This is a genomic window from Streptomyces sp. NPDC019937 (assembly GCF_040631655.1).
Taxonomy (GTDB): Bacteria; Actinomycetota; Actinomycetes; order Streptomycetales; family Streptomycetaceae; genus Streptomyces.
In genome coordinates this window covers 136,218-160,158 of record NZ_JBEYAL010000022.1, presented here as the reverse complement: position 1 = coordinate 160,158, position 23,941 = coordinate 136,218, and the positions used below count along the sequence as shown (strand labels likewise).

Genomic DNA, 23,941 nt, shown 5'->3' with positions numbered 1-23,941 from the left:
GCGGGTTGCGAGGCTCCCCCAGCTACCGCTGGGAGGTGCCCCCTGCACCAGACGCCGCTCGCTGATCCGGCCTGATCCACACGACACCCCCTAGCGGCCGAAACCGGGGGCGGTGGCCCTCGAGGGTCAGTAGTCCTTGAGCGCCAGCGAGTCGACCCGCTTGTAGAAGTCCTCCGTGTACTCGTCCTGACCCGGTTCGGTCCCGTCCCCCGCGACCTCGGCTGCCATCCGCTCCTGGTTGACCAGGGCCAGCTCCTGATTGGTGGTCACGAAGTCGCGCAGCTCGCGCTGGTAGGCGGCGAAGGCCGTGGTGTGGTCACCACCCGCGGCCTTCAGCTCACCCGCCAGGACATACGCGCCGATCAGGGCCATGGAGGTGCCCTGGCCGGAGGCGGGCGAACCGCAGTAGCCCGCGTCCCCGAGCAGCGCCACCCGGCCGCGGGACCAGGTGTCCATGTGGATCTGGGCGACCGCGTCGAAGTGGAAGTCGGGCGCGCCCCACATGTACTCCAGCAGCCGTGGCATCTCCCAGCGCGCACCCGCGTACCGCTCGGCCACCAGCCGCTTGTGCTCCGAGGAGGTCCGGTTGCCGAGGACGTGGGCGGGCGGCTCGTCCGAGTCGAACCCGACGTAGACCCGGGCCTCGGTGTTGTCGCGGACGCTCATCACCATCCCGCCCCACGCGCCGCCCGTCATCGGGTAGACGACCTGCCAGCGGTCCAGGCCGAGATAGTTCGGCACGGTCCACACCGCCAGATAACTCCCCAGCGGCCGGAGGAAAGTCTCCTCGGGGCCGAATACCAGCCCTCGGGTGCTGGAATGCACTCCGTCGGCGGCCACCACCAGATCGAAGGTGCGCGATACGCCGCTGTGGAAGGTGATGGCCACCTCATCGGGGCCCTGGGCGAGTGCGGCGATCGAGTCGTCGAAGAGATATTCGATGTTCTTTCCGCCCGCGCCCACGAGAATCGTCGCCAGATCGTCGCGGAGAATCTCGACGTCGGGGCGGTCGAGCTGCCCGCCGCTCACCGTTCGTTCGGTGGTGCTGAACAGTTCCTTTCCGTTGTCGTCGACCGTGGACATCCCGCGCAGACCGGTGCTGTGAGCGCGGATCTCCGCCAGGACTCCCATGCGCTCGCACACCTCCAGCGCCGAGCCCCGGACGTCGATGGCCTGGCCACCGGGCCGCAGCCGGGCGGCCCGCTCCACCACGGTGACCTGGCATCCGTACCGGTCCAGCCAGTACGCCAGGGCCGGTCCCCCGATACTGGCACCGGAAATCAGGACTCTCATATTCCGCATCGTGAACTCCCTTTCGATTCCCCGCATCCGTTCTTTCCGGCAAGAGTGAGCGACGCCACCGACACCGCGCCTACGCGCCGCCTACTCGGCACCGACAGGCCGCCGACAAGGCCGGATCCCGAGGGAAGTACCGGGGCGGCAGTGATCGATTAATGAGAGTGTTACCTGATGGTGTTGTGCCGTTCTGTTGTCATCGATGAGACTGGGGCTTCCGACTGGCCCGTACAAAAGGCCGGTTGGTCGCACTGGTGACGTTCGGTCCTCCCCCCACGATCCGAACAAGGATGGGACCCATGCACACTTCGCCGGCACACGTTCGCGTGTCCCGAGGCCCGTCAAGAGCCGTACGCGCCTGTCCAGTGCAGCGCCGGAGACCCGGCTCCTACGGCGGCGGACCGGCCACGGCCGCCGCGTAGCGACCCCCGAAAACCCACCCGCGAAGCCTCACCAACGGCGAGTCGCCACCCCACGGCCCCCAACGGGCCCATGAACGGCCACGCTCGGCATGCCCCCGCGCGGACGGACCGTCCGCGTGCCCGGCATCGAGCCTCCGTGCCCCGTTCGGTGACGCACGACCTGGCAAGGAAGGAACTCCTCAGGTGCTCATTTCGCACCATCCGCGGTCACTCGCATCATCCGAAGAGCCGTCCGACGGATCGTCCGAACCCGGCGAGTCCGGGACCCCCCAGGCCATCGCCGGCGGCCCGAGCGGACATGTGCTGGCGGTCGGCGCGCCCGGCCCGGGAATCGACCAGCTGACCCGGACCCTGGTGTCCGCGGGCCACGAGGTGAGCCACGCCCGGCCCGGCGAAGTCGGCCGGCAGCTCCGGCAGACCCCGCCCGACGCGATCGTCGCCCTCGACGGCGGCCACGACGGACTGGAGGTGATCCGCGAGGTCCGGGCCGCCCCCGCGGGCCGGGCCCTGCCCCTGCTCATGGTCACCACCGACCCCGGGCCCACCGGCGTCGCCGACATGCTGCGCGGCGGCGCCGACGACTGCGTACCGGACACCTCCGATCCCGTCGAGCTGTCCGCCCGCATCGAGGCCAAGCTGCGCCGGGTCCCGGTGCCGGTCGAGAACCTGCTGCTGGACCCGCGTACCGGCCTCTACTCCCAGCCGCACTTCCTGGGCGAACTCGACCGGGAACTCAAGCGCGCCGACGACAGCCGCAGCGGCGGGGTCGTGGCCATGGTCGGCGTCGCCGAGATGGCCGCGCTGGAGGCCCGGCTGGGGCCCCGGGTGCGCCGCGAGGTCGCCGAGCGGCTGGCCGGTGTGGCGGAGAAGCTGGGCGGGGTGTGCGACCGGCTCGGCTGGGACGACGACGGGCGGCTGCTGATGCTGATGCCGGGCGTCGACGAGGACACCGCGCGCCGTGATCTGCAGAAGTTCGCGAACACCGTGGCCGGCACCCGCTTCGTGGTCGCCGACGAGAACGTCCGGCTGACCCCGGCCATCGGCTGGACCCCGCTCACCGACTGCCCCGACCGCCACCAGGCCGTGGACCAGGCCCGGGACGCCGTGGCCGAGTCCATCCGCCACCGGGATCTGCGCCCGGTGAAGTACGCGGCCTGGATGCGCGGCGCGACCCGGGGGCGACGCCGCCTCACCGTGGCGGTGCGGGCCCTGCTCTCGGCCCTCTCGCCCTTATTCGTCCTCGTACTCGGCGTCGCCATCCCCTTCGTGTTCTACCAGCAGACGTACGAACTGGGCTGGGACATCGGATCGGCCGCCTACTGGGTGGTGGTCGGCGGGCTCATCGTCTCCGCCGTGCTCATCGTGCTGGAATGCCTCTTCTCACTCGACGCCGTGTCCCGCCCCGAGCGGCCCGCGCAGCCGTATCCACCGGCCAGCGCTGTCATCGCCGCCTACCTCCCCAATGAGGCCGCGACCATCGTCGACACTGTCGAATCGTTTCTGCGGCTGGACTACCCCAACGAGCTCGAGATCGTGCTCGCGTACAACACCCCGCACCCGATGCCCGTCGAGGACACCCTCCGGGACATGGCCCGCCGCGATCCGCGCCTGGTGCTGCTGCCGGTGGCGGGGTCCACCTCCAAGGCGCAGAACATCAACGCCGCCGTCACCCGGGTGCGCGGCGACATGGTCGGCATCTTCGACGCCGACCACCACCCGGCCCCTGACGCCTTCCGCCAGGCCTGGCACTGGCTGTCCCACGGATACGACGTCGTCCAGGGCCACTGCGTGATCCGTAACGGCGACAGCTCCTGGGTCGCCAAGCTGGTGGGCGTGGAGTTCGAGGCCATCTACGCCGTCAGCCACCCCGGCCGCACCCGGCTCTACACCTTCGGCGTCTTCGGCGGCTCCAACGGCTTCTGGCGCACCGATCTGCTCGCCCGCACCCGCATGCACGGCTCGATGCTCACCGAGGACATCGACGCCACCATGCGCGCCCTCCACGAGGGCGCCAAAATCGCCACCGACCGCACCCTCGTCTCCCGTGAGCTGGCCCCCACCACCGTCAAGGCGCTGTGGAACCAGCGGTCGCGCTGGGCGCAGGGCTGGCTGCAGGTGTCGCTCAAGTACCTGTGGCGCGCGATGCGTTCCCCCGACTTCACCTTCCGCCAGAAGGCGGGGCTGTTCGTCCTCCTCGGCTGGCGCGAGGTGCAGCCGTGGCTGACCCTGCAGATCCTGCCCGTCCTGCTGTACGCGGCCTGGCGCGCGGGCGGTCCCGGCGAACTCGACTGGGCCGTGCCGCTGTGCCTGCTGGCCACGCTGTTCACGCTCTCCGCCGGAGTGGTGCAGGCGCTGTTCGCCTGGCGGCTGGCGATACCCGAGCTGCGCCGCCGCAGGGCGTGGTTCTGGCGGTATCTCTTCGTGTCGACCTTCTTCTACAGCCACTTCAAGAACATCCTGGCCCGTCAGGCGCTGCTCAAGGAGGTGCTGCGGGACCACCAGTGGCGGGTCACCCCGCGGTCCGGCGGCGGCAAGGCGGTGCCCCGCGCATGAGCACCCTGTCCACGGTCAACAACAACCACAGTCACCCCGCCGCGGCCACCGCCGTGAAGCCGGCGCAGTCCGCGCGCCGCCGCAACGCCGAGATCCAGGGTTACCGGGGACTGGCCGCGATGGCCACGGTCGTCTACCACGTGTGGCAGCAGTACTTCACGTACGACGCGGACGGCTCCCATGCGCCGGTGGCCAACCGCTACGTGAACGCGCTCCCCTCGCTCGAGGTCATCGACTTCTTCTTCGTCCTGTCCGCGCATCTGCTGACCCTGTCGTACGCGCGGGCCGCGATTGACGGCGGCTCGACGAAACCCGCCCGGGTGTTCCTCTTCCGGCGTGCCATCCGCATCGTGCCGCTGTACTTCCTGGCCATCTCGTTCATCTGGGCGACCCGCAATCCGTCGCTGCCCGGAGACTGGCCGGACCTGCTGCGGCATCTCACCTTCACCCAGGTGTTCGACAAGGAACAGATCTTCTACACCATCGGCCCGACCTGGTCGCTGTCGCTGGAGATCATGTTCTATCTGGCGCTCGTCGCACTCGGCCCGCTGGCCGCCCGCGCCTGCCGCCGGCTGCGGAGCAGGGCCGCGCGCGTGGCGGTGTGCGCCGCCGGATGCGCGCTGCTGTACGTGGGTCCGATGGTCTGGATCGCCGTCGCGCACTACGGGTTCGAGGTGCCGCACACCGAATGGCCGGTGTACTTCGGGCCGCAGGCCCGCTTCGGCGGGTTCGCGGCGGGCATGGGGCTCGCGGTGCTGACCGTCGCCCTCGGGGAGCGCGGGCGGCTCGCTCCGAAGGCCGCGATCCCGCTGCGGGTGGCGCCGCTGGTGGGCCTGTACCTGCTGTCGCTGCTCAGCGCGGATCCCGAGGACTTCGCCACCACCTTCTACCATCCGCTCTCCGCTCTGCTGTGGACCGTGCTGCTGTTCGCCACGCTCCATGTGCGGACACAGGGCCGTTTGGAAGCGTGGCTGTCCGCCCGGTGGCTCACCGGGATCGGACTGGCCAGCTACAGTCTGTTCGTCTGGCACGAGCCCATCATGCTCGGTCTCTACGAGGCCGGACTGCTGCCGCCCGCGGGCGAGCAGGGGTTCCCGCTCGCCGTGCTGATCGTGCTGGTGGTGGCGGTGGCCGCGGCGCTGGTGAGCTACTGGGTCATCGAGTACCCGGCGAGCCTGCTCGGGCGGCTGAAGGACGCCAAGGGACAGTCGCGGGACTTCTATCCGGAAGTGGCGCGCTAGGACCGTGCCACCGTGAACGGCGGTGTGTCACTGGTTGTCCCCGGTGTGCGGCCCTTCGCACACCGGGGACCTGTGACTATCATCTGGCTTGTTCTTGACAGTGATAACGGGGAGACATCAGCGATATGGGCCGACACAGCCGCCCCACCCCTGCCCAGCAGGCCCGAGCCACATCCCTCAAGGCGGCCGCGGCCCTCGGAGTGGCCGGGACCATAGCCTTCGGCCTGCACTCCTCGGTCGGGGGCGACAAGTCCACCGAGGCCCGTTCCGATGTCCACGCGTCTCAGGAGCAGATGCCGGACATCGAGCCCACGGCCGATGACAAGCCCACGGGCAGCCATGTTTCGCCGTCCGAGTCGGCGAAGCCGCGGCCGCTCGTGGACCAGACGGACCGGGCCGACCGCACGGGCGGTACGGGCGGTGGCGGTGCGGAGCCCTCCGCGGCGGCCACCCCGTCGCACACACCGAGCGCGACGCCCTCCACGCCCGCGCACACCGATGTGGCCACCACGCCCAACCAGCGTGCGGACCAGACCCCCACCGACGCCCCGTCGCCCACCCGGACACCCGGCGGCGACCCGGCCACCCCCGGTACTCCGAGCGGGCAGCCCGGCGATTCGCCGCAGTCGGGGAACGGCGGTGGTCAGGGGAAGGGTGTGGTCGGTGATGTGGTGGACGGCCTCGGCAACACGCTGGACGGTGTGGTCGGTGGCCTGACCGGCGCACTCGGCGGCTGACCGCTCGCCACCCCGCCCCGGAGCGGGGCGGGGTGGCCGGGTTACCCCTTGGCCAGCGCCTTCAGCGCGGACAGGCTGCCGTTGAAGCGGTTGTGGTCACCCACCACGGGCCCCGTGGAGGTGTACTGCCAGATGGTGTGCGTCTTCCACCCCGTCGGCAGCTCCCCCGGCGTGGCGGCATAGCGCGCCACCCACAGCGGGTTCTCCGAGGCGAAGGCGCCACTGTTGCCGGTGCAGGACTTCCACCAGCCGGTGGACGTGTAGATCACCGGATCGCGGCCGGTGCCGGACTTCACCCGGTCACTGAAGTCCTTGATCCAGCCGACCATCTGAGCCTTCGTCTTGCCGTAACAGGGCGCGCCGTACGGGCTGTATTCCATGTCCACCACGGGCGGCAGCGTCTTGCCGTCGTCCGACCAGGCGCCGCCGTTGCGCAGGAAGAAGTCCGCCTGCTCGGCGCCGCCGGACTTGTCCGGCAGGGCGAAGTGGTACGCGCCGCGGATCATGCCCTTCTTGAAGGCGCCGTTGTATTGCGAGGAGAAGGCCGGATTCGTGTACGTCGTGCTCTCGGTGGCCTTGACGTAGGCGAACCGGACGTTTTTGTTCCAAAGGGATGTCCAGTTGACCGAGCCCTGGTAGTTGCTGACGTCGACGCCTTCCACCGTCGCGGCGTCGGGGGTGGCCGCCGGGGCCGCTTTCGGGGAGGCCTTCTCGTGCGCGGAGAGGGTCGAGCCCATCCAGTCGCGCTCGGGGTGCGGGACGGGCGAGGACTGGGCGCGGCTGGGTGTGGAGTCGGTTTCGGTGTCGGTCGTCGACGCCATCGCGGGGACGAGTGTGGCGAGGACGGTGGCGCCGACCGCGGCCCCCAAACCGCCGACGGCATGCGGCGAGCGCCAGCGCGAGGGGGCCCGGTGACGCCCCTTTCCGGCCTTTAAGGACATCTGTTCCTCCGGAATGGGTGCTCCGTGGGGAGAGCGGTCCGCACCGAAGGTACGCGCGTAGATGAAACATATGGAAGAGATTTTGGAAATTCCATGGGGCCACGCCGCGGTTGCCGTCGTCACTGCCGACGGTATGGCCGCCCATAAAGCGGAAAACCTTGAATTTCCCTGCCGGATGGGGAATTTCGGAGATGTCAGCCGTCCGTGGGCGCGGTGGAATACCCCGCCACCAGGGCCCGCGCCGACCGCGTCGCCCGGGCGGCGACATCCTCCACCACCTCGTCCGGGTCACCGAACACGCCGTCGAGCAGCAGGGTGGCGTACCCGCGGGACAGCGCCTGCAACGCCTCCAGCAGCGCCACCGCCCCTTCCTCCGCGCCGCGCTCCTCCGATACCACCTCGAACGCGCTCGGCAGCAGCAGTTCCACGAACTCCCGCTTGGCTGTGAGCACCTCGGGGTGGGCGGTGCGCACACCGGGTGCGTAGAGGAGTTCGTAGCCGCCCCGGAAGCGGGCGGCCGCGCGCACGACACTGCCCGCCATGGTGGCCAGCCGCTCCTGCGGCGAGGCGACCGTGGCCACCGCTTCCAGATAGCCGGCCCGCAGCCGCCGCGAGACCTCCAGCGCGGCGGCCGCCAGCAGCGCGTCGCGGTCGGCGAAGTGGCGGTAGGGCGCGCCGGGGCTGACGCGGGTGCGGCGCGCGGCCTCCGCGACGGAGAAACCGCGCACCCCGACCTCGTCGACGATCTCCAGCGTCACCCGCACCAGCGCGGCGGCGAGATCGCCGTGGTGGTACGTGGCGCGCCCCTTGCTGGTGGGTGCCATCCGGGCGACCCTACCCGACCGGTTTCCCCTGTTCAGCCGCCCCCGGCGCGCGCTTCCGCGCCCCGGCGCGCGCCGGCCGCAGTGCCTCGCGCGAGCGTTCCACGCGGATCGGCAGATCGCGCACCCGCTGCCCGGTCGCATGGTGGAAGGCGTTGGCGATCGCCGCCGCCGCGCCCACGATGCCCAGCTCACCGATGCCCTTGCCGCGCACCGGATTGGGCGTGTCGTCCCGCTCGTCCAGCCAGATCGCCTCCAGCTTCGGCACATCGGCGCTGGCCGCCACGTGGTAGCCCGCGAAGTCGTGGTTGGCGAAGTCGCCGAAGACCGGATCGACCTCGCCGATCTCCAGCAGCGCCATCGACAGACCCATCGTCATGGCACCCAGGAACTGCGAACGGGCCGTCTTCGGATTGACGATGCGCCCCGCGGCGAACACACCCAGCATCCGGTCGACACGGACCTCACCGGTGTCGGTGTCCACCCGGACCCGCGCGAAGTGGGCGCCGAAGGAGTGCCGGGAGAGCGAGGCCCGCAGCTCCACGTCCTCGGTGGTGTCGGCCCGCACCTCCAGCCCGCCGTGCGGGACCACGCCGCCGTGACGCTCCAGCTCCGCCAGCAGCGCACGGCAGGCCTTGTCCACCGCCCAGCCCCACGAGGCCGTGCCCATTGAGCCGCCGGCGAACGGCGCCGGGCCGAGCGAGGCGCGCCCGATCTCCAGCCGCAGCCGCTCGACCGGGATGCCGAGGGCATCCGCCGCCAGCTGGGTCAGCGCCGTGCGCCCGCCGGTCCCGATGTCGACGGCGCCGACCCGTACCGTGAACGTCCCGTCGGCCTCGGCCCGCGCCGTTGCCGACGAGGGGAACACATAGTCCGGGTGGTGCGCGGAGGCCACGCCGGTGCCCACCAGCCAGCGCCCCTCGCGCCGGATGCCGGGCTTCGGATCGCGCAGCGCCCAGTCGAAGCGCGCCGCGCCCTCCCGCAGACACTCCACCAGACCGCGGCTGCTGAAGGGCTTGCCGCTCTCGGGGTCGACACCGGTGTCATTGCGGATCCGCAGCTCGACCGGGTCGATCTCCAGCTCGGTGGCCAGCTCGTCCATGGCCGACTCCAGCGCGAACATGCCCGGCGTGTGGCCGGGCGCGCGGAACCACGCCGGGGTCAGCACATCGAGCGGCGCCACCTTCACCGTCGTACGGACGTTGGGCGCGCCGTACATCATCCGCGTCGAGCTGCCCGTCTGGTCCGCGAACTCCACCATCGCGGACCGCTGCTGAACCACCTCGTGGTCGATCGCGGTCAGCCGCCCGTCGCGCTCGGCACCCAGCCGGATCCGCTGGATGGTGGGCGCCCGGTAGGGGATCAGCTGGAACATCTGCTGCCGGGTCAGCGCGATCTTCACCGGCCGGTCGAGGTGCTTCGCGGCGAGCGCTGCCAGCACGGCGGGGGAGCGCGGAATGCCCTTGGAGCCGAAACCGCCGCCGACGTACTCCGCGACGACCTCCACCGCGCCCTCTTCGAGCCCGAACACCGCCGCCAGCAGCTGGGAGGACATGAACGGGCCCTGATCGGAGTTGTACAGCGTCAGCCGGTCCCCGTCCCAGACGGCGATGGTGGCATGCGGCTCCATCGGGCTGGTGTGCTCCACCGGGGTGGTGTACACGGCCTCGGTCCGCACCGGCGCGGCCGCCAGCGCGCCCTCGGTGTCACCGCGCTCGACGAACCCGGGGCTGCCGTCGGTCACCTTCTCGGCGACATGGGCCCGCTCGTCGTCGAAGCGCAGCACCACGTCGTGCGGCTCCTGCTCGTAGCTCACCCGCACCGCCGCCGCGCCCTCGCGCGCCGCCTCCAGCGACGTGGCCACCACCGCGGCCACGATCTGGCCGTGGTAGGCCACCTCGGGGGACTGCAGCACGAACAGATCGGGGCTCGCCGGCGCCTCCGTGTTCAGCCGGGGGGCGTTGCCGGAGTCCAGCACCGCCAGCACACCGGGCCGGGCCAGCGCCGGGGCGCCGTCGACCGCCGTCACCCGGCCGCGGGCGATGGTGGCCTGCACCGGCCACACATAGCCCACGTCCGGTGTCGGGAACTCATACGCGTAGCGCGCCGCGCCGGTGACCTTGTCCAGGCCGTCGACCCGGGTCATCGGCGTGCCGACGGTCTGACGGGTGGTGGTCGCGGTGGTCATGCGCGGTCCTTCCTCGCGACGAGATCGCGGATGACCGCGACGATGAGATCGGTGGCCAGGTCCACCTTGAACGCGTTGTCCGGCAGCGGGCGCGCCTGTGCCAGTTCGGCGCGGGCCGCCTCGCACAGCGTCTCCTCGTCCGGCAGGGCGCCGCGCAGCCGCTCCTCGGCGATCCGGGCGCGCCACGGGCGCGGCGCCACGCCGCCGAGCGCGATCGCCACGTCCGTGAGCGTGCCGTCCTCCGCCACCGACACCGAGGCCGCCACGCTCACCAGCGCGAAAGCGTATGACCAGCGGTCGCGCACCTTGCGGTACCGCATGGCGGCGCCGCCCGGGGGAGGGGGCAGCTCGACGGCGGTGATGAGGTCCCCGTGGCCGAGCACGGTCTCCCGGTGCGGAGTGTCACCGGGCAGCCGGTACAGCTCCGCGACCGGGACGGTGCGCGTGGCGCCGTCCACCGACCGCAGATGCGCCACCGCGTCCAGCGCGACGAGCGCCACCGCCATGTCGGAGGGATGGGACGCCACACAGTGGTCGGAGGTGCCCAGCACGGCCAGATCGCGGTGCGCGCCCCCGATGGCCGGACAACCCGAGCCCGGTTCACGCTTGTTGCACGGCTTGGACACGTCCTGGAAGTACACGCAGCGGGTGCGCTGCAGCAGATTGCCACCCACCGTGGCCACCGTCCGCAACTGCCCGGAGGCACCCGCCAGCAGCGCCTGCGCCAGCAGCGGGAAGCGCTCCCGGACGCCCGGATCGCCCGCCAGATCGCCGTTGCGCACGGTGGCGCCGATCAGCGCCGAACCGTCGGCGCGGTGCTCGATCCGGTCGTACGGCAGCCGGGACACGTCGACCAGCAGCCCCGGGTCCGACACCCCGAGCTTCATCAGGTCCACGAGATTGGTCCCGCCGCCCAGATACGTGGCGTCGGGCCGCTCGGCCATCAGCGCGGCCGCCTCGGTGGCATCGCCCGCACGGGCGTAGGCGAACTCCTTCACCGCACGCCTCCGGCACCGCTCGCGGACCGGGCACCCTCGACGCCCTCGGCGGTGGCCGCCTCCATGACGGCGTCCACGATCCCGCCGTAGGCGCCGCAGCGGCACAGATTGCCGCTCATGCGCTCGCGCACCTCCGCCTCGTCCAGCCCAGCGGCCCCCGGCACACCGGCGGCGGTGTCCTCGGTGACATGGCTCGGCCAGCCGCGCCGGGCCTCGCCGAGTGCCCCGATCGCCGAGCAGATCTGGCCCGGCGTGCAGTAGCCGCACTGGAGACCGTCATGGTCGAGGAACGCCTGCTGCACCGGGTGCAGCCCCCCACCGTCGGTCAGAGCCGCGACCCCCTCGATCGAGACGATCTCCCGCCCCTCGGCCGCCACCGCGAACATCAGGCAGCTGTTCACCCGCTCGCCGTCCATCAGCACCGTGCAGGCGCCGCATTGCCCGTGGTCACAGCCCTTCTTGGTGCCCGTGAGACCAACCCGCTCGCGCAGCACATCGAGCAGCGTCGTCCGGTTGTCGATGGTCAAAGCGTGGGTCGTGCCGTTGATCCGCAAACTGATGTCGCTACTCGGAGAGCGATGTGAGAGGCTCATACATTGAATGTATCAACCTCTTACATTCGCGGCGAGGAGAATGGGGAACCATGCGAGACGTCGAAGCGGAGATGCACCGATGGTGGCGCGCCGGTGAGACCTTCGCCCGGGCCACGGTGGTCGCCACCTGGCACTCCTCACCGCTCCCACCGGGCACGAGCATGCTGGTCGGACCCGACGGGTCCGCCGTCGGCAGCGTCTCCGGAGGATGTGTGGAGGGCGCGGTCTACGAACTGGCCCAGGAGGTCACCGCAAGCGGCACACCGGTCCTCGAGCGCTACGGGGTCAGCGATGACGACGCCTTCGCGGTCGGCCTGACCTGCGGGGGAGTCATCGACGTCTTCGTGGAGCGCGTCGACCGCGCCGCCTTCCCCGAATACGACGAGGTGGCCGCGGCGGTGCGCGACGGCGAACCGGTGGCCGAGGTCATCTGCGTGGCCGTCGACGGCCCCGACCCGGCCGGGCGGCTCGGCCGCCGGCTGGTGGTCCGGCCGGACACCGCCACCGGCTCCCTGGGCTCGCCACGGCTGGACGCGGCGGTCGCCGAGGACGCGCGCGGACTGCTGGCGGGCGGGCGCACCGGCACCCTGCGCTACGGCTACGACGGCGTCCGCACCGACGAGGAGTTGACCCTGTTCGTGTCGGTGCACGCCGCACCGCCCCGGATGCTGGTCTTCGGCGCCGTGGACTTCGCGGCGGCCATGGCCCGTATCGGCGGGTACCTCGGCTACCACGTCACCGTCTGTGACGCGCGGCCCGTCTTCGCCACGAAGCGCCGCTTCCCCGAGGCCCACGAGGTGGTGGCCGACTGGCCGCACCGCTATCTGCGCACCGAGGCCGAGGCGGGCCGGGTGGACGAGCGGACCGTGGTGTGCGTCCTCACCCACGACCCGAAGTTCGACGTGCCGCTGCTGGAGGAGGCGCTGCGGCTGCCGCTGGCGTACGTCGGCGCCATGGGCTCACGCCGCACCCACGAGGACCGGCTGCGCCGGCTGCGCGACACCGGGATCGGCGAGGAACGGCTGGCCCGGCTCGCCTCCCCGATCGGCCTGGACCTCGGCGCCCGGACCCCCGAGGAGACCGCGGTCAGTATCGCCGCAGAGATCATCGCCGACCGCTGGGACGGCAGCGGCGCCCGGCTCACCTCGCTGACCGGCCGCATCCACGGGCCCCATGCGGTGCGCCCGGCGGCCGAGGGCTGAGACGGGCACACGGCCCCGGCCGCGGACCGCCATCATGGTCCGACGACCGAAGCGGGCACAGGAGGAGACCACAACAGCCGTGGAAACCGCGCGTAATACCGACGACACCGGAGAACCACGCCAGGGCGACCCGATCGCCGACCCGCCCGACGGCACGGCCGCCCCGCCGAAGACCGGCTGGCGCCGCTGGGTCATGGACACCCGGCCGCTGCGCCACCGCCCCTTCCGCCGGCTGTGGACCTCCACCACCGTCACCGCCGTCGGCAGCCAGCTGACCGCCGTCGCCGTACCCAAGCAGGTCTACGACATCACCGGCTCCTCGGCCTGGGTCGGCTATGCGAGCTTCGCCGGACTCGTGCCGCTCGTGGTGTTCGGGCTGTGGGGCGGTGTGGTGGCCGACCGGATGGACCGGCGCACCCTGATGCTGGTCACCAACGCGGGAATCGCCGTCACCTCGCTGCTGTTCTGGGCGCAGTCCTTCGCCGGTCTCGACTCGGTGCCGCTGCTGATCGTGCTGCTCGCCGCCCAGCAGGGGTTCTTCGGGATGAACTCCCCGGCCCGCAACGCCTCCATCGCCCGGCTCGTCCCCGCCCATGAGCTGCCCGCCGCGGGCGCCCTGCAGTCCACCGTCGCCCAGACGGGCATGATCGTCGGCCCGCTGCTGGCGGGCGCGCTGATACCCGTCGTCGGCCTGCCCGCCCTCTACCTGACCGACGCCGTCGCGCTCTGCGTCACCCTGTGGGCCGTCTGGCGGCTTCCCGCCCTGCCGCCCCTGCCGTCCTCGGGGCCGGCGGGGGAGGGCGAACCGGACGGGAGGCCGCGGGCCGGATGGCGCGATGTGGCCGACGGGTTCCGCTACATCACCGCCCACCGGGTGCTGCTGCTGTCCTTCCTCGCGGACATCATCGCCATGGTCTTCGGCATGCCCCGGGCGCTGTTCCCCCAGCTTGCCTCGCACACCTACGCGCCCTGGGGCGAGGGCTTCGCGCTCGGCCTGCTCTTCGCCGCGATCCCGCTCGGGGCGGTGGCCGGCGGGCTGCTCTCGGGCACCTTCTCCCGGGCCCGCCGCCACGGCCTCATGGTCATCGTCGCCGTGGTGGCCTGGGGCCTGGCCATCAGCGGCGTCGGCCTCAGCTCCAGCCTGTGGTGGGCGGCCGCGTTCCTCGCCGTCGCGGGCGTGGCCGACATGGTGTCCATGGTGTTCCGCGGCGCGATCCTCCAGTCCGCGGCCACCGACCACATGCGCGGCCGGATGCAGGGCGTGTTCACCGTCGTGGTGGCGGGCGGCCCGCGCATCGCCGATCTGCTGCACGGCACGGCGGGCTCCCTCCTCGGGCCCCGCACCGCGGTCGCCGCGGGCGGGCTGCTGGTCGCCGTGCTGATGCTCGGCCTGGCCGTCGCGGTGCCCGACTTCCGGCGCTACACGGCCTGACGGCCGCCCCCGCGCGCGCCCACGGACGGGCGCGCGCGGGGACCGCCCGGCCTCAGGCGCCGCGCTCGCTGCGGTCCTGACCCCAGTAGGTGTGGAACGAGCCGTCGCGGTCGGTGCGCCGGTAGGTGTGGGCGCCGAAGAAGTCCCGCTGCCCCTGCACCAGCGCCGCGGGCAGCCGCTCCGAGCGCAGCGCGTCGTAGTACGCCAGCGCCGCCGAGAAGCCCGGCGCCGGGACGCCCAGCTCGACGGAGGTGGACACCACCCGCCGCCAGGCGTCCTGCGCCTCGCCCAGCGCCTGCGAGAAGTAGTCGTCGGCCAGCAGCGTGACCGGCTTGTGCTCCTTGCCGTACGCCTCGGTGATCCGGTTCAGGAAGCGGGCCCGGATGATGCAGCCGCCGCGCCAGATACGGGCCACCGCACCGGGGTCGATGTCCCAGCCGTACTCCTGGCTGCCCGCCTGGATCTGGTGGATGCCCTGCGCGTACGCCACGATCTTCGACGCGTACAGCGCCTGCTCGACCTCATCGGCGAACCGCTCCGCCGCCTCGCCCGTGAGCCGCTCGGCGGTGGGCCCGGGCAGCCCCTGCGCGGCGTCCCGCACATCGGCGTGGCCCGACAGCGAGCGCGCGAACACCGCCTCTGCGATACCGCTCACCGGAACGCCCAGGTCCAGCGCGGTCTGCACGGTCCAGCGGCCGGTGCCCTTCTGCTCGGCCTGGTCCAGCACCACGTCCACGAACGGCTTGCCCGTCGCGGCGTCGGTGTGCGCCAGCACCTCGGCGGTGATCTCGATCAGATACGACTCCAGCCGGCCGCCGTTCCAGGTGCGGAACACCTCCGCGATCTCGCCCGGCGTGAGCCCCAGCGCGCGGCGCAGCAGGTCGTACGACTCCGCGATGAGCTGCATGTCCGCGTACTCGATGCCGTTGTGCACCATCTTCACGAAGTGACCGGCGCCGTCCGGGCCGATGTGGGTGCAGCACGGGGTGCCGTCGACCTTGGCGGAGATGCTCTCCAGCAGCGGGCCGAGCGACTTGTAGGATTCCACCGAACCGCCGGGCATGATGCTGGGCCCGTTGAGCGCGCCCTCCTCGCCGCCGGAGATGCCGGTGCCGACGAAGTGCAGCCCGCGCTCGCGCAGCGCCTTCTCCCGGCGCCGGGTGTCCTCGAAGTGTGCGTTGCCCCCGTCGATGATCACGTCACCCTCTTCGAGGAGGGGTGCGAACTCCTCGATGACGGCGTCGGTGGGCGCACCGGCCTTGACCATGATGACCAGCCGCCGCGGCCGCTGGAGGGCGGCGACGAATTCCGCGGCGGTCTCGGTGGCGACGAAGTTCCCCTCGTGGCCGTGCTCCTCGATCAGGGCCTTGGTCTTGGCGGACGTGCGGTTGTGGAGGGCGACGGTGTGCCCGTGCCGGGCGAAGTTGCGGGCGAGGTTGCTGCCCATGACGGCGAGCCCGGTGACGCCGATCTGGGCGGTGGGCTGGGTGGTGGACGGGCTGGGCATACGGTGTTCCACTCCTGTCACGCGCGTCGAAATCTTGTGCGAGCAGCAACGACGAGGGGACGGAAGTCCCTCCCGCTCGGTCAGCCGGGTTTCGCCCGGTCATAGTTACACGATGTGCTCGACGCGTGGATGCGTGTCCGAAGAAAGCGGCCGGAGTGTGTCACTTTTCCGCTGTCCGGGAAAGGTGTCGGATTGTGGGGTATCCACAAGGTGGCTGACGGGTGTGCTGCGAGGCCGTTGGGACGGGGGCAGGGCGTAACTCTGAGTGACTGCAAGGTGTGTGACTGCGGCGGGTGCGGGGATTCGGGACGCGGGGCTTCTCCGCGTCGAAACAGAAGAAGCCGATGGCCTCCAGCGTGGCCTGAGCGCCATCTGTGGCGGCTGAGTGGGGGAGGAGGCCGATGCTCCCTCGCTGTTGTTGCGTACAGCCCCCTGGGTCCCAATCTCCTGTTCTGGTCGCGAAGCAGCATCGTGTCGGGGCATGGGGGTGCGGGGTGACAAGGTGTTTGTCGAGGGCTGGCGGCGACCTGCGATGCTGTTCACCCGCTGCGGGTGGATCCGTGAACGCGGGAGCCTCTTCCAGCTATTCTCAGATCGTGTTCGCTTAACTTTGTCATGAAGTTGTCCACCCGGGTCGTGGACCAGCGGGGTGCTGCCTTATGCGGGCGATTCTCCCCGGGCGCTCCCCAACGGGGCGGATTGCCTGGGCCAGGTGCAGGCACGGATCAGCCGAGCCAGAAGCCGGTTGTCCGGAGTGTCGAACAGACCCGTCGTGGTCGTTATACCGCCGCTGTGAGATGGAGGGCCATCCGGGCGGGGAGAGGCCCCGGCAGGTTCTTCGTCTGCTAGTGGTGCACGTGCTACCCCTCTCTTGACCAGCCCAAACGGCTGCCGTGCGACCGGAAGGCGGTGAGCTGGCAGATGGCCCGGATCATGAAAACCGACGATGGATCGACCTGGTGACTCGGTTTCAGGGCCTGTCATTTGGACCATCCCGGCGGCGCGGGGTCTGGTGCGCACATCTGCGGGCCAGATCCCCTCGGGTCGGCCAAGAGGTACCGCACTTCACAGTCGGCTGATCCAGGCCACGGCCTTGATGCTGCGCCGCGGAAGTTCCGCCGATGAGTTTCCGGTGGTTGTGCGGTCTACCTGTCGACGAAGGGAGCGCACCATGCGCAAGATCATCGTTTGCACGTTCCTGACGCTGGACGGTGTCATGCAGGCGCCGGGCGGTCCGGACGAGGACGCTGAGAGCGGCTTCGAGCATGGCGGCTGGCAGAAGCCGGTGGACGACGACGAGGTCGGCGCGGCCATCGCCGGTTGGTACGAGTCCTCCGACGCGATGCTGCTCGGCCGAAAGACGTACCAGATCTTCGCGTCGTACTGGCCGACCGCCGATCCCGACAACCCGTTCACCCATCGGATGAACAGCATGCACAAGTACGTGGCGTCTCGGACCCTGACATCCGTCGAGTGGCAGAACTCCATGCTGCTGGAGGGCGATACCGTCGATGCCGTACGCGATCTGAAAGAGTCCGACGGCGGCAATATCAACGTCGTGGGCAGTGGCGACCTCGCCCAGACCCTCATGCGGCACGGCCTCGTCGACGAGTACCGGCTGACGATCCATCCGGTGATCATCGGCACCGGCAAGCGGTTGTTCGCCGACGGAGCGATTCCCACTGCGCTGGAGCCGCTCAGCGTCTCGACGACGAAGGGCGGCACCATCGTCGGCGTCTACCGGCCGAACGGTAAGCCCAGCTACGACAGCTACTAGGGCATGTTTCGAAAGTGCTGGTCACAGCCATTCGTTGATGGCCGCGACCAGCACGGTCGCCTCATAGCGGACGGCGAGCTTGTCGTACCTCGTCGCCACCGCGAAGAATGGCCGCATCACGGCCTGCCGATTCCCGGGGCCTCAGCAGGCCGAGTGACCTGCGACGTTAAAGGCCAAGCTCAGGAAGAAGGGAGCTCAGACCTCGCAGTGCGGCTACCCGGAAGTCACGCAGCCGGCTCCGGGGTTACTGGTGCCGTGGGAGAGCCTGTGCCTTCTGCGCCGAAAGAGTCTTGTAGACGGTACCGGCGAGGTCGGGCAGCGTGTCCCCTTCGCCAACGGCGCTGTTGACAGCAATTGCGATGATCATGCCAGTCTTCGGGAAGTACATGTGTATCACCCGGTTTCCAAAAGTGGCCCCCTCATAGGCCCAGACCGTCCCGGCCACAGGATGGACGAACTTCACGACACCGAGCCCGAAACCGATGGGATCGTCGGCCGTGACGCTCTTGATGGGCTTACTCGTCTTCGCCGAGACCAGGGACTCCAGCTCGCGCTGCTGCGCTGAGGGCAGCAGTCGACCGCTGTACAGCGCCCTGTTCCAAGCCGTCATGTCTCTCAGTGAACTCACCAGGCCACCCGCCCCCTGCGCCCAGGACAGGCGGAGCCGAGGAAGTGACTTGTTGAGATGCTTCGGCAGGACGGAATGGGTGGAGTACGGCGTCGGCATGCGCGAGGCCGTGTCCGGAGGGCAGTCCGGGGGGAGGCAGGTGTCGTTCATTCCGAGAGGTTCGATGATGCGCTCGGCGAGCCGCTCATGGTAAGTATCGTGCGACGCTCGTTCGACAATCATCTGCGCGAGGAGGTAGTTCGTATTCGAGTACTCGTACTTCGCGGGACCCAGTGGCAGGCCCTCCACATAGGACATCAGGCGCTCCAGCATGAAGCGCGTGGAGGGATTGGCGTCGAAATCCTTCAGGAACGCATTCTGCTCGGTGTAGCTGGGGATGCCGCTGGTCATCGACAGCAGTTGCTTGATGGTGACATCGCGCCACGCCGGATACTGGGGAAGCCACTTTCCCAGCTTGTCCCGTATGGACAGCTTTCCTTCGGCCTCCAGTTGAAGCAGCAGCACGGACGTGAACGCCTTGGTGTTGCTGCCTATCTGCCACAGCGCCTTGCTGTTCACCGGTCGACCACCGCCGTAGCGGGACGTCCCCGCATCGACCGAGATATCAGGTCGCTGATCGGCATAGGTCACCCGAAGGGAGACCGCTGAGAAATGGTCCTTAGTGCCCTGAGCGTCCAGATATTTCTCGAGGTCACTTCGCAGTGACGCGGTGGCACTGCGAACGGATGGCTCCACCACTGCGTGCGCGACGGCCGGCCCACTTCCCGGCACCATCATCCCCGAAACAATCGCCGCGGTGACCGTCGCCAGGGCCACGAGGCGCTTCCCTTGCTGACCGCCCCGCCGACGAAGCCTGTACCTCACTGTCGCTATTACTCCATCGAATCGAACAGAACTGGGAACGACGAGCACGCTACGCAGTGGAGGCACGGCAGGTAATGGGGGTAACCCCCGCTTGGTAGTGGTGCTGCCCCCCCCCTGAGTGAGGCCAATTACAGCTTCGAAGGCAGCCATCTGCCCGTCGGAAGAGGAGAGACCGCGACGGTCATTGACTCATCACTGAGGTGCGACAACTGACTCCTCAGAAGACATCGAGCCCTTTAGCTCTGGTGGATCTCGTGTTTCAGGAACCTCCCTATGCTGCAGGCCCGGGCCGATGCCGAGGAACTGATCACCTGGGACGTCTCGGTGGACTCCACCATCGCCCGCGCCCACGCATGCGGCCGGTGCCCGCAAAAAGGGGATCTGCAGCGTGAGCCGCCCGGTGGGGTCGACACCGAGCCGGACGATCACGGGCTCGGACGTTCCCGTGGTGGCCTGACGACGAAGATCCACCTCGTGACCGAGCAGGGGCAGAAGCCGCTGTCCCTGCTGATCACTGCGGGCCACCGTCACGACAGCCCGCAGTTCCAGCCCGTCCTCGAACGCATCCGCGTGCCTCGCACCGGCCCCGGACGCCCGCGCACCACGCCGGACAGGGTCCGTGCCGACAAAGCCTACGGATCCCGCGCGAACCGCTCCTACCTGCGCAGACGCAGGATCGGATGCACCATCCCGGAGAAGGTCGACCAGGTACGCAACCGCAAGAAGCTCGGCTCCCGAGGCGGCCGGCCACCGGCCTTCGGCAAGGACGACTACAAGGAACACCACATCGTGGAGTGCGGGATCAACCGGCTGAAACGGAACCGCGCTGTGGCCACGAGATACGACAAACTCGCCGTCCGATACGAGGCGACCGTGCTGGTCGCAGCCCTCAACGAGTGGCTGGACCAGCGCTTTCGGGACCGACTCTAGGTGTGGAATGTGGTGGTTGCCTCCAGGTCCGCCCGGCCGGTCGCGACCCGGTTTACCGGCGCATTCTCGTCGGCGTAGCCGAAGGAGATACCCACAAGCAGCTTCCCCTCGTCCACTCCGAGTTGATCGCGGACGGTGTCGGCGTAGAAGCTGAGCAGGCCCTGCGGGCAACTGGCCACGCCGTAGCCGGTCATGGCCAGCAGCAGCGTCTGCAGGTAAGCGCCGGCGTCGGCGGCCAGTCGCGGCCCGCCGTCGCCGGCGACGAACAGGAACGCGGCATGGGGCGCCCCGTAGAAGCCCAGACTTTCCGCGTCGTAGGCCGCGCGAGCCGGGTGGTCGTCGGGGCCGATGCCCAGCGCTCCGTACAGACCGGCACCGAAGGCGGCCCGCCGTTCCTGGTGGACGGGGGCGTACATGTCCTCGGAGTACGGGTAGTCGGCCGTGACGCGTCGCTCGGCGTGAGCCGTTCGCAGGGCGTCGGCCAGACGGTCTCGCCGTGCGCCACCGACCACCTCGACCCGCCACGGCTGCGCGTTGGAATTGGACGGCGCGGTGCCGGCAAGGGAGAAGACCTCGCGCAGAGTGTCCTCGGGTACCGGGTCGGGACGGAATGCGCGGGTCGCGCGGCGCCCGCGGATCAGCTGCTCGGCGTACTCCGACGTTCGCGTCCCACCCGGCTGTGTCCCGCCGGTGGGCGCCTCGCTGGTGCGTGTCCGGGTGAAGACCGGTCCACTCATGGAACTCTCCTCAGGATCGCCAAAGTAAACGCAGTCGTTTACCTTAAGCGCCACTATAGCCGGCCATCCCCTTCGAAGTAAACAAGAACGTATACTTACGTCATGACCACGATGACGACGGCGCCTCGACGGCCGGGACGCGGAGGGCGGGAGCGCATCCTGGCCGCCGCGGCCGGACTGTTCGCGGCCCAGGGGATCAACGCGACCGGCATGGAGCAGATCGCGGAGCGGGCGCCGGTGTCCAAGCGCACCCTCTACGCGCACTTCAGGACCAAAGACGAGCTGGTCCTCGCCCATCTCAAGGACCTCTCCTCGACGGGACGCACCCTGGAGGGCGTGCTGGCGCGCGAGGACATCCCCGCCAAGGAGCGAATCCTCGCACTGTTCGACCCGCCCCCGACCGGCACGGATCCCGTGCGCGGATGCCCGTTCATCGACGCCGCCGCGGAGTTCCCCGACCCCCAGAACGCGGTCCACTCCTACGCCCGCGAACAGAAACTGCTGATGGTGCGGCTGGTGACCGACCTGATTGCGGAACTGGGCTGCCGCGAGCCCGCCGTCCTCGCCGAGCAACTCGTGACCCTCGCGGACGGCGCCGCCAGCCGCGCCATGGTGCTGGGCGAGTCGAACTACGGCCGGCACGCGCGGACAGCGGCAGAGACCCTCCTGGAAAACGCGCTGCCGACCACGATCTGACAGGCCCCACCGGGTTGCTCGGTATGCCTAGCTGTGCTGTCCCGGCACGTTGGTGACGGGCGACGCGCCGTGAAAGGTGCTTGAACGAGGCGAGGGCCTCTGGTTTCGGTGTGGATTGCGACATCTACCACCGGCACACAGGAGGCCCTCGTTGATCCACCGTAACGCCCCGCTGACCCCGACCGGCAGGCTGCGTCTGGCCCGGTGTGTCATCGACGACGGCTGGCCGCTGCGCCGGGCCGCCGAACGGTTCCAGGTCAGCCACACCACCGCCGCCCGCTGGGCTGTTGGAGCTCGGACCTGGCCCGACGGTGCCCAGTGCCAGGAGGATGACGGATCGATCGCCACCTTGGCGACGGCCTGCCGAGCGGCCCGGCCGGTTTTTCGGCGCGTGGCGGCCTGTGATCAGGACGACCACGAAGCCAGCCAGGAAGGCGAACAGCGCAGAGGACCTGCCATGCGCCGGTCCCATCAGCGATTCGACAACTCGTGCCGGGATCCGCCTGATCGGTCTCAGTCCGTGCTGAGGGGAATCCGCAGCCGCACCTGGTAGCCGCCCTCGGTGGTCGGTCCTGATTCCAAGGTGCCGTGCAGAATCTCGGCTCGTTCCCGCAGTCCGACCAAGCCCTGCCGGGAGCCTGGAAGGGACAGGGAGGGACGCGTGGGCGGGGTGTTGGTGACGATCACCCCGACGTCGCTGCCGTCCTGCCACAGCTCGACTGTGGCCGTGGCGCCGGGGGCGTGCTTGCGGACGTTGGTCAACGCTTCCTGGACGGTACGGTAGAGGGCCCGTTGGGCGGGTGTGCCCACGGTGGGCGGAAGCTCACCTGTCAGCTTCACTTGAGTGCCGCTTGATTCCACCAGTTTGTGCAGGTCGGTCAGGGTGGGCTGGGGAGTCAGCTCGGTGGTGTGGCCGCCGGAGGCGCGCAGCAGCGCGACCATGGTGCGCAGTTCGTCGAGCGTGGTGACACTGAGCGAACGGATCGTGCGGGCGGCCTCTTTGGCGTCCGTGTCCTTGGTGGCGACCTGCAGGGCTCCGGCTCGTACGGCGATCAGGCTGACCTGGTGGGAGACCACGTCGTGCATCTCTCGGGCCAGCTGGGCGCGTTCGCGGGCGAGCACGGCTTGGGCGTGCAGGGCCCGCTCGTGCTCCCTGACCTCCTCCACCTCGGCCAGCCGACCCGCCAAGTCCCCTTGAGTCTGGACGAGTTGGCCGAACAGGACCGGGGCGACGGCGGTCGCCAGGTTGTACACGAAGATGATCAGTGTCATGGTCCGGCCGACCTCGGTGAGGCTGGTGAGGGGCCACGGGACGCTGCTCGCGCCGGCTGACAGGGCGACGCACACCGTCAGGAGACGGCGGTTGCGGGAGCGTTCGGCCAGGGCGAACAGCGCCAGGAGCGGAGCGAGGGCGATATCCTGCATGAGCGCGATCGGTAGCGTGAGCAGGAAAACGGCGAGCGGGAACCTGCGCCGGAGGGCCAACGCGGCGCAGCCGAGCCCGGCCAGCGCGACACTGAGTCGCGTCGTGTCCCACAGGTTCAGCCGTAGGTCCGCGGCTGCCGCCACCACGAGGACGATGTCGACGACGGGCGTGGGCACACCCTTCCACAGGGCGCCTGCACGGCTCACCGCCCAACCTCCGGCCGCGGGCGCTCATCCAGCAGTCCGGCCCGTTGCGCCAGCAGCGCGGCCTGCACACGGCTGGTCACCCGTAGCTTGGTGAGGATCGCGCTGACGTGGTCCTTGACCGTGCCGGCGCCCAGGTGGATGCGCGCGCCGATCTCGGCGTTCGACAGCCCTTCCGCCACCAGGACGAGGACGTCGCGCTCGCGGGCGGTGAGCAGCCGGACGCGGCCCGCCGCCTCGTCGACGGCCGCCTCGGTGCCGGGGTGGCTGCGCAGCAGGGTCCTGGAGGCCTTGGGGGACAGCACCACACCGCCCGCGGCCAGGGTCCGTACCAGTTGGGCCAGCTGCTCCGGCTCGGTGTCCTTCAGCAGGAACCCGGCCGCGCCGGAGTGCAGCGCGGTCAGGATGTACTCGTCGGTGTCGAACGTCGTCAGCATCGCCACCACCGGAGCGTCCGGCATCATCCGCAGCTCGCGAAGGACAGTGAGCCCGTCGACGTCCGGCATCCGGATGTCCAGCAGAACCACGTCGGGCCGCTCCCGGCGGACGGTCTCCACGGCGTCGCCCCCGCTAGCGGTCGCGACGACCTCGATGTCGTCGGACGCACCCAGGATGAGCCCGAATCCGGACCGGATCAGCGCCTCGTCGTCCACCACCACTACCCGGATCACGTGCGTTCCGCCTCATATTTGTCCGTGCCGTCCGGCTCTTGCCGTCCCGACCCTAAGGCCCCTGGTGGCCGTGGTGGC

18 protein-coding genes and 2 pseudogenes are annotated in these 23,941 nt (G+C 70.0%); 9 read left to right on the top strand and 11 right to left on the bottom strand.

Going from position 1 to position 23,941, the window contains the following annotated elements:
• Nucleotides 1-126: 126 nt before the first annotated feature.
• Nucleotides 127-1,293, bottom strand: a complete 1,167-nt coding sequence (locus tag ABZ562_RS22930) for an FAD-dependent monooxygenase (protein WP_361482718.1) — start codon at nucleotides 1,291-1,293, stop codon at nucleotides 127-129.
• Nucleotides 1,294-1,901: 608 nt separating this feature from the next.
• Here ABZ562_RS22930 and ABZ562_RS22925 point away from each other — a divergent pair.
• From ABZ562_RS22925 to ABZ562_RS22915, 3 genes are all read left to right on the top strand, one after another.
• Nucleotides 1,902-4,271 (top strand): glycosyltransferase, encoded by a 2,370-nt coding sequence (locus tag ABZ562_RS22925; protein ID WP_361482715.1) that lies wholly within the window; start codon nucleotides 1,902-1,904, stop codon nucleotides 4,269-4,271.
• Nucleotides 4,268-5,512, top strand: a complete 1,245-nt coding sequence (locus ABZ562_RS22920) for an acyltransferase (RefSeq protein WP_361482712.1) — start codon at nucleotides 4,268-4,270, stop codon at nucleotides 5,510-5,512. The genes ABZ562_RS22925 and ABZ562_RS22920 overlap by 4 nt, the downstream gene beginning before the upstream one ends.
• A gap of 125 nt (nucleotides 5,513-5,637) precedes the next feature.
• A complete protein-coding gene (locus ABZ562_RS22915) occupies nucleotides 5,638-6,249 on the top strand; it encodes an extensin (protein ID WP_361482709.1) in 612 nt (203 codons plus the stop codon).
• 41 nt (nucleotides 6,250-6,290) lie between these two features.
• Here the strand turns inward: ABZ562_RS22915 and ABZ562_RS22910 are convergent, their stop codons facing one another.
• The 5 genes from ABZ562_RS22910 to ABZ562_RS22890 all read right to left on the bottom strand — a co-directional run bounded on the left by ABZ562_RS22910 (nucleotide 6,291) and on the right by ABZ562_RS22890 (nucleotide 11,790).
• Complete coding sequence (locus ABZ562_RS22910; RefSeq protein WP_361482706.1) at nucleotides 6,291-7,070, bottom strand: lysozyme; 780 nt, start codon at nucleotides 7,068-7,070, stop codon at nucleotides 6,291-6,293.
• 314 nt (nucleotides 7,071-7,384) lie between these two features.
• On the bottom strand, nucleotides 7,385-8,014 hold the full coding sequence (locus ABZ562_RS22905; RefSeq protein ID WP_361482703.1) for a TetR family transcriptional regulator: 630 nt from the start codon (nucleotides 8,012-8,014) through the stop codon (nucleotides 7,385-7,387).
• Between the two features lie 10 nt (nucleotides 8,015-8,024).
• Nucleotides 8,025-10,199, bottom strand: coding sequence for a xanthine dehydrogenase family protein molybdopterin-binding subunit (locus ABZ562_RS22900; protein ID WP_361482700.1), 2,175 nt, complete (start codon nucleotides 10,197-10,199; stop codon nucleotides 8,025-8,027).
• Nucleotides 10,196-11,197 carry a xanthine dehydrogenase family protein subunit M gene (locus tag ABZ562_RS22895; protein WP_361482697.1) on the bottom strand — a complete coding sequence of 334 codons (1,002 nt, stop codon included), beginning with the start codon at nucleotides 11,195-11,197 and terminating at the stop codon, nucleotides 10,196-10,198. The genes ABZ562_RS22900 and ABZ562_RS22895 overlap by 4 nt, the downstream gene beginning before the upstream one ends.
• Nucleotides 11,194-11,790, bottom strand: coding sequence for a 2Fe-2S iron-sulfur cluster-binding protein (locus ABZ562_RS22890; RefSeq protein ID WP_361482694.1), 597 nt, complete (start codon nucleotides 11,788-11,790; stop codon nucleotides 11,194-11,196). Before ABZ562_RS22890 ends, ABZ562_RS22895 begins: the two co-directional genes overlap by 4 nt.
• A gap of 50 nt (nucleotides 11,791-11,840) precedes the next feature.
• Between ABZ562_RS22890 and ABZ562_RS22885 the strand changes: the two genes are divergently transcribed.
• On the top strand, nucleotides 11,841-12,992 hold the full coding sequence (locus ABZ562_RS22885) for an XdhC/CoxI family protein (protein WP_361482691.1): 1,152 nt from the start codon (nucleotides 11,841-11,843) through the stop codon (nucleotides 12,990-12,992).
• A 79-nt stretch (nucleotides 12,993-13,071) separates the two neighbouring features.
• Complete coding sequence (locus tag ABZ562_RS22880; RefSeq protein WP_361482688.1) at nucleotides 13,072-14,424, top strand: MFS transporter; 1,353 nt, start codon at nucleotides 13,072-13,074, stop codon at nucleotides 14,422-14,424.
• 52 nt (nucleotides 14,425-14,476) lie between these two features.
• On the opposite strand, the gene gndA is transcribed toward ABZ562_RS22880, so the two are convergent.
• The gene (gndA, locus tag ABZ562_RS22875; protein ID WP_361482686.1) at nucleotides 14,477-15,931 is read right to left on the bottom strand and encodes an NADP-dependent phosphogluconate dehydrogenase; all 1,455 of its coding nucleotides are present in this window, start codon (nucleotides 15,929-15,931) and stop codon (nucleotides 14,477-14,479) included.
• 1,171 nt (nucleotides 15,932-17,102) lie between these two features.
• Between gndA and ABZ562_RS22870 the strand changes: the two genes are divergently transcribed.
• Nucleotides 17,103-17,708 (top strand): dihydrofolate reductase family protein, encoded by a 606-nt coding sequence (locus ABZ562_RS22870; protein WP_361482683.1) that lies wholly within the window; start codon nucleotides 17,103-17,105, stop codon nucleotides 17,706-17,708.
• A gap of 244 nt (nucleotides 17,709-17,952) precedes the next feature.
• Here ABZ562_RS22870 and ABZ562_RS22865 read toward each other — a convergent pair whose 3' ends face one another.
• Complete coding sequence (locus ABZ562_RS22865; protein WP_361482680.1) at nucleotides 17,953-19,152, bottom strand: serine hydrolase domain-containing protein; 1,200 nt, start codon at nucleotides 19,150-19,152, stop codon at nucleotides 17,953-17,955.
• Between the two features lie 324 nt (nucleotides 19,153-19,476).
• Here ABZ562_RS22865 and ABZ562_RS22860 point away from each other — a divergent pair.
• Nucleotides 19,477-20,130: pseudogene (locus tag ABZ562_RS22860) on the top strand (IS5 family transposase); the annotation flags it as partial.
• On the opposite strand, the gene ABZ562_RS22855 reads toward ABZ562_RS22860, so the two are convergent.
• Nucleotides 20,127-20,867, bottom strand: coding sequence for a nitroreductase family protein (locus ABZ562_RS22855; RefSeq protein WP_361482677.1), 741 nt, complete (start codon nucleotides 20,865-20,867; stop codon nucleotides 20,127-20,129). The pseudogene ABZ562_RS22860 and the gene ABZ562_RS22855 sit on opposite strands and share 4 nt — an antisense overlap.
• A gap of 102 nt (nucleotides 20,868-20,969) precedes the next feature.
• Here ABZ562_RS22855 and ABZ562_RS22850 point away from each other — a divergent pair, with 102 nt between their 5' ends.
• On the top strand, nucleotides 20,970-21,563 hold the full coding sequence (locus ABZ562_RS22850) for a TetR family transcriptional regulator (RefSeq protein WP_361482674.1): 594 nt from the start codon (nucleotides 20,970-20,972) through the stop codon (nucleotides 21,561-21,563).
• A gap of 151 nt (nucleotides 21,564-21,714) precedes the next feature.
• Nucleotides 21,715-21,849: pseudogene (locus tag ABZ562_RS22845) on the top strand (leucine zipper domain-containing protein); the annotation flags it as partial.
• Nucleotides 21,850-22,076: 227 nt separating this feature from the next.
• Here the strand turns inward: ABZ562_RS22845 and ABZ562_RS22840 are convergent.
• Both ABZ562_RS22840 and ABZ562_RS22835 read right to left on the bottom strand, forming a co-directional pair.
• Nucleotides 22,077-23,195, bottom strand: coding sequence for a histidine kinase (locus ABZ562_RS22840; RefSeq protein WP_361482671.1), 1,119 nt, complete (start codon nucleotides 23,193-23,195; stop codon nucleotides 22,077-22,079).
• Nucleotides 23,192-23,863: a response regulator transcription factor gene (locus ABZ562_RS22835; RefSeq protein ID WP_361482668.1), complete on the bottom strand. Its 672-nt coding sequence runs from the start codon at nucleotides 23,861-23,863 to the stop codon at nucleotides 23,192-23,194. Before ABZ562_RS22835 ends, ABZ562_RS22840 begins: the two co-directional genes overlap by 4 nt.
• Nucleotides 23,864-23,941 lie beyond the last annotated feature (78 nt).

Bases quoted from the DNA above. Each gene is read 5' to 3' on its own strand.
- ABZ562_RS22930 (WP_361482718.1), bottom strand. From the start codon at position 1,293: ATGAGAGTCCTGATTTCCGGTGCCAGTATCGGGGGACCGGCCCTGGCG.
- ABZ562_RS22920 (WP_361482712.1), top strand. From the start codon at position 4,268: ATGAGCACCCTGTCCACGGTCAACAACAACCACAGTCACCCCGCCGCG.
- ABZ562_RS22915 (WP_361482709.1), top strand. From the start codon at position 5,638: ATGGGCCGACACAGCCGCCCCACCCCTGCCCAGCAGGCCCGAGCCACA.
- ABZ562_RS22910 (WP_361482706.1), bottom strand. From the start codon at position 7,070: ATGGCGTCGACGACCGACACCGAAACCGACTCCACACCCAGCCGCGCC.
- ABZ562_RS22905 (WP_361482703.1), bottom strand. From the start codon at position 8,014: ATGGCACCCACCAGCAAGGGGCGCGCCACGTACCACCACGGCGATCTC.
- ABZ562_RS22900 (WP_361482700.1), bottom strand. From the start codon at position 10,199: ATGACCACCGCGACCACCACCCGTCAGACCGTCGGCACGCCGATGACC.
- ABZ562_RS22890 (WP_361482694.1), bottom strand. From the start codon at position 11,790: ATGAGCCTCTCACATCGCTCTCCGAGTAGCGACATCAGTTTGCGGATC.
- ABZ562_RS22885 (WP_361482691.1), top strand. From the start codon at position 11,841: ATGCGAGACGTCGAAGCGGAGATGCACCGATGGTGGCGCGCCGGTGAG.
- gndA (WP_361482686.1), bottom strand. From the start codon at position 15,931: ATGCCCAGCCCGTCCACCACCCAGCCCACCGCCCAGATCGGCGTCACC.
- ABZ562_RS22870 (WP_361482683.1), top strand. From the start codon at position 17,103: ATGCGCAAGATCATCGTTTGCACGTTCCTGACGCTGGACGGTGTCATG.
- ABZ562_RS22855 (WP_361482677.1), bottom strand. From the start codon at position 20,867: ATGAGTGGACCGGTCTTCACCCGGACACGCACCAGCGAGGCGCCCACC.
- ABZ562_RS22850 (WP_361482674.1), top strand. From the start codon at position 20,970: ATGACCACGATGACGACGGCGCCTCGACGGCCGGGACGCGGAGGGCGG.